The sequence below is a fragment of the Actinospica robiniae DSM 44927 genome, from assembly GCF_000504285.1.
Taxonomy (GTDB): domain Bacteria; phylum Actinomycetota; class Actinomycetes; order Streptomycetales; family Catenulisporaceae; genus Actinospica; species Actinospica robiniae.
In genome coordinates, this window is record NZ_KI632511.1 from 7,067,360 (window position 1) to 7,080,782 (window position 13,423).

Annotated in this window: 13 protein-coding genes; 7 read left to right on the forward strand and 6 right to left on the reverse strand. The window is 68.4% G+C overall.

Features of this window, described 5'->3' with window-relative positions; translation table 11 throughout:
* Nucleotides 1-609 precede the first annotated feature (609 nt).
* Both ACTRO_RS30340 and ACTRO_RS30345 read left to right on the forward strand, forming a co-directional pair.
* Nucleotides 610-2,310: a GGDEF domain-containing protein gene (locus ACTRO_RS30340; RefSeq protein WP_063628307.1), complete on the forward strand. Its 1,701-nt coding sequence runs from the start codon at nucleotides 610-612 to the stop codon at nucleotides 2,308-2,310.
* A gap of 166 nt (nucleotides 2,311-2,476) precedes the next feature.
* Nucleotides 2,477-2,809 (forward strand): cupin domain-containing protein, encoded by a 333-nt coding sequence (locus ACTRO_RS30345; RefSeq protein WP_051451627.1) that lies wholly within the window; start codon nucleotides 2,477-2,479, stop codon nucleotides 2,807-2,809.
* Here ACTRO_RS30345 and ACTRO_RS30350 read toward each other — a convergent pair.
* Entirely contained in the window at nucleotides 2,784-3,599 is an 816-nt protein-coding gene (locus tag ACTRO_RS30350) for a nucleotidyltransferase domain-containing protein (protein WP_084316630.1), read from the reverse strand. The two genes, ACTRO_RS30345 and ACTRO_RS30350, sit on opposite strands and share 26 nt — an antisense overlap.
* A 29-nt stretch (nucleotides 3,600-3,628) precedes the next feature.
* Between ACTRO_RS30350 and ACTRO_RS30355 the strand changes: the two genes are divergently transcribed.
* A complete protein-coding gene (locus ACTRO_RS30355; RefSeq protein ID WP_169739968.1) occupies nucleotides 3,629-3,967 on the forward strand; it encodes an STAS domain-containing protein in 339 nt (112 codons plus the stop codon).
* A gap of 61 nt (nucleotides 3,968-4,028) precedes the next feature.
* Here the strand turns inward: ACTRO_RS30355 and ACTRO_RS30360 are convergent, their stop codons facing one another.
* From ACTRO_RS30360 to ACTRO_RS30380, 5 genes are all read right to left on the reverse strand, one after another.
* Nucleotides 4,029-4,433, reverse strand: a complete 405-nt coding sequence (locus ACTRO_RS30360; RefSeq protein WP_034268565.1) for a nuclear transport factor 2 family protein — start codon at nucleotides 4,431-4,433, stop codon at nucleotides 4,029-4,031.
* A gap of 222 nt (nucleotides 4,434-4,655) precedes the next feature.
* Nucleotides 4,656-5,615 (reverse strand): SGNH/GDSL hydrolase family protein, encoded by a 960-nt coding sequence (locus tag ACTRO_RS30365; protein WP_084316631.1) that lies wholly within the window; start codon nucleotides 5,613-5,615, stop codon nucleotides 4,656-4,658.
* Between the two features lie 83 nt (nucleotides 5,616-5,698).
* Nucleotides 5,699-6,262: a MarR family winged helix-turn-helix transcriptional regulator gene (locus tag ACTRO_RS30370; protein WP_084316632.1), complete on the reverse strand. Its 564-nt coding sequence runs from the start codon at nucleotides 6,260-6,262 to the stop codon at nucleotides 5,699-5,701.
* Between the two features lie 274 nt (nucleotides 6,263-6,536).
* The gene (locus ACTRO_RS30375; RefSeq protein ID WP_084317195.1) at nucleotides 6,537-7,232 is read right to left on the reverse strand and encodes a TetR family transcriptional regulator; all 696 of its coding nucleotides are present in this window, start codon (nucleotides 7,230-7,232) and stop codon (nucleotides 6,537-6,539) included.
* A 43-nt stretch (nucleotides 7,233-7,275) separates the two neighbouring features.
* The gene (locus ACTRO_RS30380; protein ID WP_034268567.1) at nucleotides 7,276-8,475 is read right to left on the reverse strand and encodes a winged helix-turn-helix domain-containing protein; all 1,200 of its coding nucleotides are present in this window, start codon (nucleotides 8,473-8,475) and stop codon (nucleotides 7,276-7,278) included.
* Between the two features lie 337 nt (nucleotides 8,476-8,812).
* Between ACTRO_RS30380 and ACTRO_RS30385 the strand changes: the two genes are divergently transcribed.
* The 4 genes from ACTRO_RS30385 to ACTRO_RS30400 all read left to right on the forward strand — a co-directional run bounded on the left by ACTRO_RS30385 (nucleotide 8,813) and on the right by ACTRO_RS30400 (nucleotide 13,282).
* A complete protein-coding gene (locus ACTRO_RS30385; RefSeq protein WP_051451629.1) occupies nucleotides 8,813-10,222 on the forward strand; it encodes an NAD(P)/FAD-dependent oxidoreductase in 1,410 nt (469 codons plus the stop codon).
* Between the two features lie 26 nt (nucleotides 10,223-10,248).
* The gene (locus ACTRO_RS30390; RefSeq protein WP_084317196.1) at nucleotides 10,249-11,007 is read left to right on the forward strand and encodes a SanA/YdcF family protein; all 759 of its coding nucleotides are present in this window, start codon (nucleotides 10,249-10,251) and stop codon (nucleotides 11,005-11,007) included.
* 222 nt (nucleotides 11,008-11,229) lie between these two features.
* Nucleotides 11,230-11,820, forward strand: coding sequence for a SigE family RNA polymerase sigma factor (locus ACTRO_RS30395; protein ID WP_063628098.1), 591 nt, complete (start codon nucleotides 11,230-11,232; stop codon nucleotides 11,818-11,820).
* Nucleotides 11,813-13,282 (forward strand): DUF4232 domain-containing protein, encoded by a 1,470-nt coding sequence (locus ACTRO_RS30400; protein WP_034268569.1) that lies wholly within the window; start codon nucleotides 11,813-11,815, stop codon nucleotides 13,280-13,282. Before ACTRO_RS30395 ends, ACTRO_RS30400 begins: the two co-directional genes overlap by 8 nt.
* Nucleotides 13,283-13,423: the final 141 nt, after the last annotated feature.

The following is a 13,423-nucleotide window of genomic DNA, read 5'->3' on the forward strand; positions in this document are numbered from 1 at the left end:
GGCGCGCAGTACCGGGCCCAGCCCCAGGATGCCCGGTACACCCCTCAGCCCCAGAACCCGCCGGGCGACCTCACGCCCCTGGGTGGTGGACCCCACGTCCCCCGACATTCCGATGCGCCTTACGGCTCTCATGTCACTCCCTCCCCGTTTGTTTCTTCAGACCCGCATTTCCCCTCTGCTTATGACACGCCTCAGGACCAACAACGGTTGAGTATTTCGCAATACTCAGATAATCCTTCTGGGAGTTGGGCGACTCAATCTCCGAATGCCGCCTTCGGCGCCCAGCCGCCGCACACGCTTCAACCGCCCACGTCCGACCAGTCTCCTGTCGGTCTGCAGGGATTGAACCTTCCGCCTGGCGTTCCCGGGCTGCCTGACATACCACCGCCATCGCCGCCGCAGCCCTTCTCGCAGGAGCTGGCGCCCTTCACCTCGTCGTCGCAGGGATCCATATTCCAGCCGGCGCAGTCGCGTGTATCGGAGCAGCCGCAGCCGCCCGGCCAGCTGGAGCACCTGCCGCAGCAACTGCGACAGCAACCGCCGCTGCTGCCGGTCCAGCCTCCGATTCAGCTGCCCGCCTCCTCGTTCCCGTCATCGCCGTCAGCGTCGGTGTCCATCCCGGCCTCGCTGGCTCTCGTCGCCCCGGATAGCGATGCAGCGCGGCTGCGTGCGCTCGCCAGGTTCACCAAGTTGCTGGCCGGCGCGCAGTCGACCACGGATGTGGTCAGCACGGCCGCGGCCGAGGCGCACGGCGTGCTCAGCGCGGACGTCGTCTCCGTCTCGGTCTGGGAGCGCGAGACGGGGCTGCTGCGCGTGCTGGTCAACTACGGCAGCCTCGCGTCCGATGAGTCCACTCATCCGGAGGACGAGACGTATCCCGTCTCCGACTTTCCCACCGTGCTGCTCAGCGAGGACGACCTCGGCCCCTGGGTACAGCTCGCCGAGAACGGCAGTGGTGACCCCAAGCGTGTCGACCTGCTGCGTCGGCGCGGGCGTTCTTGCGCGTTGATCGCGCCGATCGTGTTCGGCGGACGTGCGTGGGGCGAGCTCTACGCGGCACGCATCACCGGACGCATCGCCTACACCGAAGCCGATCTCGAATATGCCGAGACGCTTTCCGCGCAGATCGCCGCCGGTCTCGCGCGTGCCGGACAGTTGGAGCGGATCGAGCGGCTGGCCCTGACCGACCAGCTCACGGGCTTGGCGAATCGCCGAGCCTTCGACGCCCGGCTCGATGCCGCGATGGACCGGCACAACTCGGACGGCACGGTCGTGTCCCTGGTCTTGTGCGACGGCAACGGGCTCAAGCGGATCAACGACCAGCACGGACACGATCACGGCGACGCACTGCTCGTCGAGCTCGGCTCCTGCGTGTCGGCCGCCGCGTCCCGGCTGCCGCGTTCGCTCGCGGCACGGCTCGGCGGCGACGAGTTCTGCCTGCTGATCGAGGGGTACACCGCGGACGACGCGGTGGCCGCGGCGGAAGACCTCTGTCTCCGCGCCCTGACCGTACGCGGCGGCGAGGGAATGGCCTGCGGTGTTGCCTCCACCGGTGATCCGATCGGGCGGGTGGCGACGCGTGACGGTCTGTTCCGCCTCGCGGATGCCGCGCAGTACCGGGCGAAGCGGTCGCGTTCGCTCTCTCCCGTCGTCGCCGGGCGCGGTCAGCCGCCGGACCCGGAGCTGCCGCAGCAGCAACGCGGGATACCGGTGGCGCCGGGCCGCGGCCGCGCGTCGGCTTCGATAGAGGCACTGCTCGGGCAGGCGCTCGCCGGCCTCGACAAGCTTCCGCCGGGAGCGACCACCGCCGACCGGGTCGAGCTGGTGACGGATCAAGTGGCCCGAGGGCTCGACGCAGCCTCCTGGTACGTCTACCGGCGCGAGACGCCGCGTGGCTCGCTCTACCAGGAGCGTTCGGCGGTTTACCGCGCCGCGTCGGAGTCGGGTGTGCACGCACTTCCCGAGGCGACCGAGCGCCCGCAGGCCCCAGACGCCGGCGGTGCCGACATACTGCCGACGTCGCCGCCGCAGTGGATCGAGCCGATCCCGCGGATCGCCGAGCAGCTACGCGGCGCGGGCTCGGTGACGACGGCCGTCGGGCAGGACTCGAACTGGATATCCGGGGATCTCGGAATCTCGCCGGAGTTCCTGGCTGCGGCGGGCTACACCGCGGCGCTCACGGCCGGGGCCACTGCGCCCGACACTTCGCAGTGGCTCGTCGCGGTGTTGCTCGACGAGATCTCGTTGTGGGCACAGCCGGCGCTCCCGCTTCTGCGGGTACTGCTCGCGATCGCCTTGGCGACGCACTGAGCCGCGCTCGACACCGCAGCACGAAGGAGCGCGCGGCCGCAGGGAGTAGCGCGTGGGCTGCGATATGTCAGGGCACTCTAGGCATATCGCCACAACCAATGTAACACGCGTCACACTTGTAGAGATCCGAGTACGGTCCCTTCTCATGGACCGACAAACTCAGCCCGTGAGCCGCGCGATCGTGCTCGACGTGCCGCTCGACCCCTCTCTCGACACCGGCCGCATGCAGGTGCGCCGCATCACCATGGCGCCGGGAGTTGTGGCAGGAGCGCATGTGCACAATGGGCCGGTCTTCGGGAACATTGTCGAAGGCTCGGTCGTCTATCAGATCGAGGGCCAGCCGGAGACGCTGCTGCGTGTCGGTGACACCTTCTATGAGCCCGCAGACACGGTCATCTCCCGCTTCGACGCGACCGACGAAGGCGTCGTCTTCTACGGCTACTTCCCGGTCCGTGCCGATCAGGAGCCCACGCTCACGCCCGTCGAGCCGCAAGCCTAGCCGCGTCGTCGCATAGCTCGTCGACGAAGTCGGCGAGCGCGAGTCCGTCGCGGGCAACGAAGCCCACGGACTCGTCGCCGAGACGGCTGGCCTTGGCCCGCATCAGGATCGGTGCATAGGCGGGAAAGATCTCCGCCGAATAGTCCGCCGAGGCGGTCTTCGAGATGATCTCTCCGCTGGAGATGGTCCGGTGCAGCCGTCCTGGTCCGGTTGCGATCCATACGACGACCTCGGTGGAGAGGCCTGAGTCCGGGTCACGCGCTCCGAGCGAGTCGCGAACGCGCTGCCCGAAGTTGGGGCGCCAGTAGGACTCCAAGTTGCCCAGGTTCCACGCGCGGAGTTCGGCCGCGTCAGGCGCTGCGTTCCAGGTCCTTGCCTCAGGACCGCGAAGCCTGATGCCGCACTGGTCCAGAGTCGCCCAGAGCACGAACTCCAGACCGTGCGGGCCGCGAGCAAAGTGTCCGTCCACCACGTGCGCGTGCCCTGGCGCGTCCTCCTCCGGCAGGAGGCCCACACAATCCCGGGGCACGTACTCGGCGTCGAAATGCGGCTGCGCGCCCTTCTCGAGCGACTGGTGCATCCGGTCCAACGCGTCGAGTTCGATGTCGGACAGAGGATGCCGGGTCAACGTCAGCATGTCGAGATCGCTCTGGCCAGGGCGGTAGTCGCCCAGCGCCGTCGATCCGACCAGATAGACGCCGGCGACCGCGGAGGGCGGCACCACTTCATCCAGCGCAGCGAGGTAGGTATCGACTTCGGCGGGCACATGGAGTGGGTGCGTTGAGTCCATCAGCCGATCCAACTACAGGTAAGTGCTCTGTGCTCGCTGCCGGGAAGCCGGTGGTGCCGGCCTCATGGACGATTCGGGGAATACGCGGCGACGTCGACCTTTCGACTGCGGCGTCGGCGAACGACGCGCTATTGCAGGCCGCTATCGCCATGCCGCCGCCTGACCTGATCGTGCTCGACCTGACAGCGGTCACGTTCCTCGGTGTCTCGGCCGTCCACGCCGTGCAGGACTTCGCCACGGCCTGCGCCCGGCGAGGGATTCGCGTGCGCATGGTCGTCGAACCCGACGGCATCGTGGGGCGGATCGTGAATCTAAGCGGCCTGGACGCGAGCATTCCGACGTTCCGGACGCTCGCGCAAGCTCTTTAGTGCCGGGGGTTCCGGAAACTCCAGGAGTGCAGGTTCTGCCGCGCAAGCGGCGACCTGGCTCCTAGCTTCGGAGCGCTGCCTCCACCTGAGCCGTGTCCTCGCTGGCGCGGTGGTGGGTGATCTTGCCGTTGTTGAAGGTGAACCAGTGGTGCTGGTTCATGTCCACGCTGCGGCCGGTGACGATGCTGTGGCTTCGGTGGCGTACGACTGTCATCACATCGTCGCCGCTTGCGGTGTAGGCCAGCAGAGTGAATTCGTCCGTCCGCATGGTGCGGCTGAATTCGCTGAAAAACGCGGCAACCTGCTGCTTGCCATGCCGCACGCCGTACCAGGGTGCAGCGGTGGACGCCGCTTCGGTAGCCCAATCGATGTCGTCGCTCAGCACTTCGAGGATGCCGGACATGTCACCTTTGCCGAAAGCGGCGTAGACAGCCTTGATGGTCTCGATGTTGCTCTCCGCGCTCACTACCGGCTCCGTTCGGACAAGTTCGGGGGCCGCGGCGATCCGTGATCCGTGATCCGATTTTCGGAGTCACCGGTCGTTCTCGCATCCGCAGGCAGCCAGGGTAGTGATCACAAAGAACACACTGCGTGCGCAGCTCCGCCAAGAAGGCAGGAGGGCGCGATGGAATCCATCGCGCCCTCCTGCCCCGTGATGCAGGGAAGCCGGCGAGCCCGCCCCGTTATCTCACCAGTGCCAGTGACGAGCAGGAAGCTGCGCTTCGAAGGCTCGCGCGATAACGCGATAGCCCGTGTCATTGGCGTGGATGTTCGGCCCGACCGGGGACGGCGCGCACATCCAAGTCCAGTTGCAGATGTCCGCCACGTTGACCGGCACGGTCGTCCCGTTCAGCTTGGTGGTGTCCGCGAAGTCCGCAGTCTTGAACGCGTCGGCGACGTCCGCGACCTTGACGCCGTACGCGCTGAAGGCGGTGTCGAGGATGCCGTTGAACGTGGTGGAAAGACCGACCGATTCCTGCGCGAGCGTCTGGCCGGCCGCGCCGGTCAGCCATTCGGCGAGGAAGGGGTCGTAGTAGTTCATCCCGATGAACGTCACCTGCTTGCCGGCCGCGGCCTTGAGCTGGGCGAGGATCGTGGGCACGTCGGTGCCGGCCGCGGCCAGGCCCTGCTCGACACAACTCTCGCTGATGCCGCTTGCGGAAAGGCAGCCGTCGACGTTGTTGGCGCCGATGTCGAGCGTGACGAGGATCCGGGAGTGCGGGTGGGCCTTGAGGAACGAAACCGCGGCAGCGAGCTGCGCGGAGTACTTCTGGCCGCTGCCGGCGAGGTCGGGGCAGGAACCGTTGATCATCGTCCCGGTGTTCTCACCGGGGCAGGAGAGGTTGACGTACCGCAGCTGTCGGTCGTTCTGCGAGCGCAGGTAGGCCGCCAGGTCGTCGGCGTATCCGTGCCCGGATTTGATGCCGGCGCCGGTCGCATTCGGCTGGTAGCCCCACGCCAACGAGTCGCCGAGGGCGAGGTAGTAGTCGTACTTCGACGCGGCGGGCTGCCCGTGGTGCGCCGAAGGGGTCGAGCCGAAGCCCTTCGCGGAGACGGAGGACGCATCGGCGGCCCCGGTTCCCGCGACTGTGCCGACGGCCGCCAACGCGCAGGCGATCACCATTGACCGCAAGGTTCGACGATTCATGGCGGGAATGTTACGCGCGGGTAGCCTCGCCGGGAAGGGCTCGGAAAGCCCGGGGAAACGGGCGATCGAGCCGGTACCCGGGCTTATTCGTACTCGAACTGGATGGTCAACTCGCGCAGCAGATCGGCCAGCTCGCCCAGCCGCTGGTCGGAGAGCGCGGCGAGCAGTTCCCGTTCGTTCTTGAGCAGGCTGGTCAGCGCCGCGTCGGCCACCTCGCGCCCGGAGTCGGTCAGCCGCACCAGAACCCCGCGCCGGTCGCTCGGATCCGGGCCGCGCACGACGAGGCCCTTGGCCGTGAGCCGGTCGATCCGGTTGGTCATGGTGCCGGAGGTGACCAGCGTCTGGGTGAGCAGCTGGCCGGGGGAGAGCTGATACGGCGTGCCGGCCCGACGCAGCGCCGAAAGCACGTCGAACTCCCAGGTCTCGAGCCCTCGCTCCGCGAAAGCGGTGCGGCGGGCGCGGTCCAGGTGCCGGGCCAGGCGGGTCACTCGGCTCAGCACCTCGAGCGGGCTCACGTCGAGATCGGGCCGCTCATGCCGCCACGCTGAGACGAGGCGGTCCACCTCGTCCCGCCGCGAACCGGCGGAGGCCTCTTCGTCCGACGCGCCGCCCGGGCGCCCACCCGCCTCGTTCGACTCCGCGCTCATCCGCCCAGTCTATCAAGAAGCTCTACGCCAAGTATCTTGACGTCAAGTCTCCCACCGAGCGGCCCACCGCCGTCGGCCCAGCATCCGCAGCAGGCATCTGGCACCAGGTCAGCTCGCGATCAGAGGCCCACTCGTAAGCAGTCGTGCCCGCTCGCGACCGCGGGTAACCGGAACGCTGATCCGCCCGCGCGAGCTGCCGGCTGCCGGCTGCCGGCTGCCGACCCGGGCGGGTGTGTGCGCATCGGGCCCTGAACCTGCGCCCTGCGACCGGCGCTCAGGCCCCTGCGTCACCCTGACGGCCCTGCGTGCCGCCGGCCTGCGCCCTGGCCTGCGCGGCCGCAGCACCACGCGGGACGCGCGGGCCCGGGCCGTTGCCGCGCCGCGTCATCAGCCGGGGCGTGTGCTCCAGCCCGGACAGGCCGTTCCAGGCGAGATTCACCATGTGCGCGGCCACCTCGTCCTTGCTCGGATGCTGCGCGTCGAGCCACCACTGGCCGGTCAGCGCCACCATGCCGACCAGCATCTGCGAGTACATCGCGCCGAACTCGGGATCGTACGCGCGGCGCCGGAACTCGGTCGCCATGATCCCCTCGACCTGCGTCGCGATGTCGCTGATCAGCGAGGCGAAGTTGCCCGTCGAGGCCGCCACGGGCGAGTCGCGCACCAGGATCCGGAAGCCGTCGCTGTACGTCTCCACATAGTCGAGCAGCGCGAAGGCCGCCTGCTCGAGCAGCTCGCGCGGATGCCCGCCCGTCAGCGCGGACGTCACCATGTCCAGCAGCGTGCGCATCTCGCGGTCCACCACGACCGCGTAGAGGCCTTCCTTGCCGCCGAAGTGCTCATAGACCACCGGTTTGGACACGCCGGCCTTCGCCGCGATCTCCTCCACGCTCGTCGCGTCGAAGCCACGCTCGGCGAACAGCGACCGGCCGATCTCCAGCAGCTGCTCGCGGCGCTCCTTCCCAGTCATCCGGGTCCGATGCGGGGTGTTCGCTGCGGCGGTCACAGACTCATTATGGCTGTTCGACGGCACCGACGGCTCTCCGTAACGGTACCGCGAGTGTTTCCGGCACCACGCTCTCCACCCGGATCCCCGCGCAGCCGACCCACGCCGCCGCCTCCCGCAACGCCGTGGCCATCGGCTCCACCGCGCGAGCCTTCTCGAGCGAGACCTGGCGAGCGATCAGAACCTCGCCCCCAGGGGCCCGCTCACGCGCCGGATCGACCCGGCCGAGCAGCTCGCCGCCGTGCAACAGCGGCATGGCGTAATACCCGTGCACCCGTTTGGCCTTCGGCACGTAGGCCTCCAACCGGTGGCTCAGCCCGAACATCCGCTCCGTCCGCGCCCGCTCCCAGATCAGCGAATCGAAGGGGGAGAGCAGTGTCGTACGGTGACGCCCGCGCCCGCCGGAAGCCAGGAACTCCAGCGCCGTGGGCGCGGCCCAGGCCGGCTGGCCCCAACCCTCCACCGCCACCGGCTCGAGCCCCGCCTCGTACGCCACATCGGGGAAGCCCGCGACGTTCGTCAGGCGGTAGTAGTCGAGCAGGTCCGCGCGCGTGGCCACGCCCAACGCCCGGCCGGCCCGCGTGACCAGCTCAACGTGGCACTGCCGATCCGTCAGCTCGTCATGCAGTGACTCCGCCGGCAACGCACGTTCCGGCAGGTCGTACACCCGGCGCCAGCCGCGCCGCTCCACGCAGACGACCTCACCGCAGGCGAGCAGGAATTCAACCGCCTGCTTCGCCTCGGACCAGTCCCACCAGCCCGGCGTCTTGCGCGCTCCGCCGAGTTCGTTGGTGGTCAGCGGGCCGTCCACGGCCAGCCGCGACAACACGCTCCGGACCGACTCCGACCGCGGCGCCATGCCCCACGTATCGTTACGGTTTCGATACGATTTCCGGCGGAAGGCGAAAAGGGGCCAATCCTCCGCAGGTAGGACGCAAGCCGCGTGGGCCCAGTACTCGAAGGCCCGCGCGGAACCCGGCCCGCGCGGCTCCCAGAAGGCCTGGTGCACCACCGAACGGCCGACCGCCCCGAGCCGGGCGAACGGCACAAGCTCCTGCGAGCGGGCCAGCACCGAGATCGTGTCGAGCTGAATCGCCCCGAGTTTACGTAGCAGAGCAGGCACGCTGCGTGAACGTGGCGCTCCGATCAGGCCTTGAGCATGCAGCGCGGCGCGGCGGGCCTCCGCGGCGGTGAGCGTAGTCCCCATGCTCTTCACAGTAACGGCCGCCACCGACAGAGAATGAAGGCCGGTAACCGCCCGGTCTCCCTGCGTAGGCGGTTGAGGCCTACAGGGTGACGATCTGGCACCGTGTCAAGAATCCGCGGCGCACCGGGGTGTCGTGTCGGTCCCGCGTTGCTCGTATAATCAAGAGGTAAGCGAGAAGTTCGTTACACCGAGGTGTCCGGTAGGCACCTCCTCCGCGACTATCTGCCCCAACGCCGTGGCTGTGCGTCGAGGAACGCATGCAAGGCCACAGCCGCTCGAAGTCGAGCGACCGAAGAAGCAGTAGGACGCGTCGAGAGAACGAGTGAGCGAGCCCACTATGACCACAGAAGCAGCAGTGCGCACCCCTGCCCCCGTATCCCCGGCCAACATCCCGCCGCGCATCCTCGTCATCGGCGGTGGTTACGTCGGTATGTACACGGCGCAGCGGATCCTCAAGAACCTCAAGCGCGGCGAGGCGATCGTCACGGTCGTCGACCCCCGCTCCTACATGACCTACCAGCCGTTCCTGCCCGAGGCCGCGGCCGGCTCCATCGCGCCGCGCAACATCGTCGCGCCGCTGCGCCGGGTCATCAAGGGCCCGAACGCGGAGGTCGTGACCGGCAAGGTGGTCTCCGTGGACCACACCCGCCGCACCGCGCGGATCGAGCCGAACGCCGGCGAGCCCTACGACCTCGGCTTCGACCAGCTCGTGGTCGCCGTCGGCTCCGTGCCGCGCACGCTGCCGATCCCGGGCCTGGCCGAGAACGGCATCGGCTTCAAGCAGGTCGAGGAGGCCATCAGCCTCCGCAACCACATCATCGGCCAGATCGACCTCGCCGACTCCATCAAGGACGAGGCGCTGCGTCGTAAGGCGCTGACGTTCGTCTTCGTCGGCGGCGGTTTCGCCGGCGTCGAGGCCATCGCCGAGATGGAGGACATGGCCCGCGACGTGTGCAAGTGGTACAACCACGTCGAACCCGAAGACCTGCGCTTCCTGCTGGTCGAGGCCGCGGACCGGATCCTGCCCGAGGTCGGCCCCGAGCTCGGCGTGTGGACCGCGGAGGAGCTGCGCAAGCGCGGCATCCAGGTCAAGATGAAGACCTTCCTCAACTCCTGCGTGGACAAGCACGTGGTGCTCTCCGACGGCACCGAGGTGGACGCCTCCACCATCGTGTGGACCGCGGGCGTCAAGCCGAACCCGGTCGTCAGCAGCCTCGGCATCCCGCTCGGCCCGAAGGGCCACGTGGACGCCCAGGCGAACCTGCGCGTGACCGGCACCGAGTACGTCTGGGCCGCCGGCGACTGCGCCCAGGTGCCCGACCTGTCCAAGGGCGCCGGCAACTGGTGCTCCCCGTCCGCGCAGCACGCGGTGCGGCAGGCCAAGGTGCTCGCGGAGAACATCGTCGCGGCGCTGCGCGGCAAGCCCGTCCAGGACTACGTGCACAAGCACGTCGGCTCCGTGGCCGGCCTCGGCATCGGCAAGGGCGTGGCGAACGTCTACGGCACGAAGCTGCGCGGCTGGCCGGCCTGGTTCATGCACCGGGCCTACCACGTCAGCCGGGTCCCCACCTTCAACCGCAAGGTGCGGGTGTGCATGGACTGGGCGCTGGCCGGCTTCTTCCGTCGTGAGGCCGTGTCCCTGACCGCGTTCGAGAGCCCGCGCGGCGAGTTCACCGAGGTGGCCGTCCCCGCCCCGGCCGCCGTCGCCCCGGCGAAGACCGAGGAGAAGGCGCCCGTCGCCGCCTGAGTCACCGCCCTGTTATGCTGGGCATCATGCCAACGCCCCGTTCCCTGCGAACGGGGCTTGGTGTTGTCCGGAGGTTTTTCCGGCGCGGCAGCAAGGCGTTCGCGAAGGCATTCAGCCTTCGTACACTCCCCGGCCGGCGCCGCTCGTTCCAAGCGCTGTCGATCGCGACGATCCTGCTGTTCGTCCCGATCGTCTACGTCCGAGCCGTGGCCGACACGTACGTCTACTCGGCGGCGGACGTGCCCGTGGAACCGGTCGGCATCGTCTTCGGCGCGGGCGTGCAAGGCGACCAGCCCACCGGCTACCTGACCGGTCGCCTGAACCTCGCACTGCAGCTGTGGCACGCGGGCAAATTCAAGGTCTTCCTCGTCACTGGCGACAACTCGACGCCGACGTACAACGAGCCGAAGGCGATGCGCGACTACCTCGAAGCGCACGGCGTCCCGTCCGATGTCATCGTGCTCGACTACGCCGGCTTCGACACCTGGGAAAGCTGCGACCGAGCCAAGCGGATTTTCGGCGTCGACCACGCAATCCTGATCAGCCAAGGCTTCCACGTCCCCCGCGCCGCGTACCTCTGCCGCGCCGCCGGCATCGAAGCGTACGGCGTGGGCGACCCGAACGGGCTGAGTGAGGGTCCTGAGAGCCAGTGGATCCAGGACAACCTGCGTGAGGTGGCGGCGTCGTTCAACGCCGTCTACCAGGCCACGATCCAGCCGGATCCGAAGTTCCTCGGGCCGCAGGACGACGGGGTCGCGCAAGCGCTGCAGAATTCTGCGAAGTAGTCGGGGCATCGCACCCTCCACCGCATTTCCGCGAGCGGATCGATTCGTGCGCGCGCACCGCGCCGGACATGTCGTCGCGCCGTGGCCACCGCCGCCGTGAGCCGTCGCCGACCTCTCCAAAAAAAGTCTCAGAGTCCGGGGAACCGGACCCACGGGTCACGCGTGATACTCCGGACAGCGACCGCTGGGGTGCTGGAGAAACAAGGGTCAGAGGGGGCGGAAGTGGCCGCAGGGCTCGACTTTGACGAGTTCTATCACGGGACGTTCCACCGTGTGGTCGGCCAGGTGTTCGCGATGACGGGAAGCCTCACCGAGGCAGAGGACTCGGTGCAGGAAGCCTACGCGCGAGCTTGGCAGAACTGGAGCAAGATAAGCCAATACGAGGACATGGAGACGTGGGTGCGCGGCGTCGCATTCCGCGTCTCGGTCTCCAACTGGCGCAAGACGGTCAACAGATTCAGCGCCCACAAGCGTGGGGCGAAACCCGACGGTGACGCGGGATTGAGCCCGGACCGCCTCGCCATCATCATCGCACTGCGTCAGATCCCGGCCGACCAGCGGCAGGTCATCGTGCTCTTCCACTTCCTCGACCGCTCGGTCGAGGAGATCAGCCGGGAGATCGGGGTGCCCGCGGGCACGGTCAAGTCGCGCCTCGCCCGAGGGCGCAAAGCCCTGGCCCCGCACCTGTCCGAATTCGCGGAGACGGCCATCGCCGCCGCGACGTCGCGCACCGCTTCCACCTCGGCCCCAGCCGTCAGCCGCAAGACCGACCCCAAGCGCACGTCCCGTAAGGAGGGTGCTCCCCATGTCTGAGCGTTTCGATGACTTCGTGGACGGCCTGGTGGAGCGGGCCTCCGCGAGCTCCGCGCCGGGGCCGGATCTCGCCCGCAAGCGGGCCAAGCAGCGCCGCAACCGCCAGCGCCTGGCCGCTTCCACGCTCTCCCTCGCACTGCTCGGCGGCGCCGGCGGCATCGCCGCCGCGAACCTGGGCAGCGTCAGCGGAAACCCGGCCCCGACCGCGCACAACGGCACCTCGATCACCCCGGTCACCTCGGCGCCCGCGTCGCCCCGGCCGAGCGCCACGGCTACCACGGCCACGCCGACCGCGGGCCCCAGCACCGGCTCAAGCAGCGCGACGAGCTCGAACTCTGTCTCGTCGCTGACCCCCGGGGTCTACGAGGCGGGCAACTGGTTCGACCCCTCTGACGCGCCGTGGGCCTCCTCGTCGATCAGGTGGGAGCCCGTGACCGAGCTGAACGGCCCGTGGATCGGTGGGTACGTCGCGGAAGTGAAGTCCTCCGACGCCGGCTCCGACAACGAGAACTTCTTCGGAGACGGGTGCGAGGTCCGAAGCCTGTCCAGCGGATTGACCGCCACCGAGTACGAGTACTACACGGGCTACGACAACAACGCCTTTCTGAATGACGCCGACACTGCCATCGCGGCCGGCATGACCCACCTGGTGTACTTCTATCCGGACGCGACGTCCGCGGATTCCGCCTGGAACGAGATCCAGGCACAGTTCTCCGCCTGCGCCACAGCGGAGACCAAAGTGAACCCGACGACGGGTGGCGACCAGACCGGAGCCACCACCCAGACGACTCACGCCAACGCCGACCAGTGCTGGTCGAACGTCGTCACGCCCGCCAACAACCCCAAGGGTGGCGGATCGCTGGACCATGTCTGCTTCGTCCGGCAGGGCAACGTAATCGCGGCCGTGGACCTGGCGGTGAACTTCAGCAAGTCCGCATACGTCTCCACCGTCGCTTTCGGATCTCTCGACACGACTCTGCTCCAGGACATCGATGCGGGCCTCGGCGGAAGCCTTCACACCGGTAGCGCCCCCGTGTGCGGCACGGGCAAGGTCAGCGTGGCCTACGGACCGAGCGGCAAGTACAGCTCGAACGGTGCTCCCTACCGCGTCCTCGTTCTGACCAACACGAGCGGTTCTGCCTGCACGGTGGAGGGATACGCGAGAGTCTCCCTGGTGAATGCCTCGGGCAAGGTCGTGGACACCGCAGAGGACGGGCTTGCGGATCCCAACGACTCGAAGGTCTACTCCGACAGCCAGCTCACCCTGGCTCCCGGCGCCACCGCCTCGGCCATCCTGTCCTGGGACAGCGACTCCAGCGGCGGAACGTGCGATCATGCCGGCGTGAGTTCGGTCGCCGTGGCGGCCCCCTACTCAGGCACCACGAGGACAGTAGGCACGCTGACCGACGACTGCGGCAGGCCAGTCATCACCCCGCTGCAGCGGGGGACGGTCACCCCGTAGTTCGTCGTCTGGATCAGCTGCTTGGGCACCCCGCGCACCAGCGGGGTGCCCAAGCAGCTTCCGGCCGAGTTCACGGTTGTGCACCCGCGACGAGCTGCCGGCGGTGGATCATTCCGCGGCTCGGACGTGACCGGCTCGATT

Bases quoted from the DNA above. Each gene is read 5' to 3' on its own strand.
- ACTRO_RS30350 (WP_084316630.1), bottom strand. From the start codon at position 3,599: ATGGACTCAACGCACCCACTCCATGTGCCCGCCGAAGTCGATACCTAC.
- ACTRO_RS30365 (WP_084316631.1), bottom strand. From the start codon at position 5,615: ATGAATCGTCGAACCTTGCGGTCAATGGTGATCGCCTGCGCGTTGGCG.
- ACTRO_RS30370 (WP_084316632.1), bottom strand. From the start codon at position 6,262: ATGAGCGCGGAGTCGAACGAGGCGGGTGGGCGCCCGGGCGGCGCGTCG.
- ACTRO_RS30375 (WP_084317195.1), bottom strand. From the start codon at position 7,232: ATGACTGGGAAGGAGCGCCGCGAGCAGCTGCTGGAGATCGGCCGGTCG.
- ACTRO_RS30380 (WP_034268567.1), bottom strand. From the start codon at position 8,475: ATGGGGACTACGCTCACCGCCGCGGAGGCCCGCCGCGCCGCGCTGCAT.
- ACTRO_RS30385 (WP_051451629.1), top strand. From the start codon at position 8,813: ATGACCACAGAAGCAGCAGTGCGCACCCCTGCCCCCGTATCCCCGGCC.
- ACTRO_RS30390 (WP_084317196.1), top strand. From the start codon at position 10,249: ATGCCAACGCCCCGTTCCCTGCGAACGGGGCTTGGTGTTGTCCGGAGG.
- ACTRO_RS30400 (WP_034268569.1), top strand. From the start codon at position 11,813: ATGTCTGAGCGTTTCGATGACTTCGTGGACGGCCTGGTGGAGCGGGCC.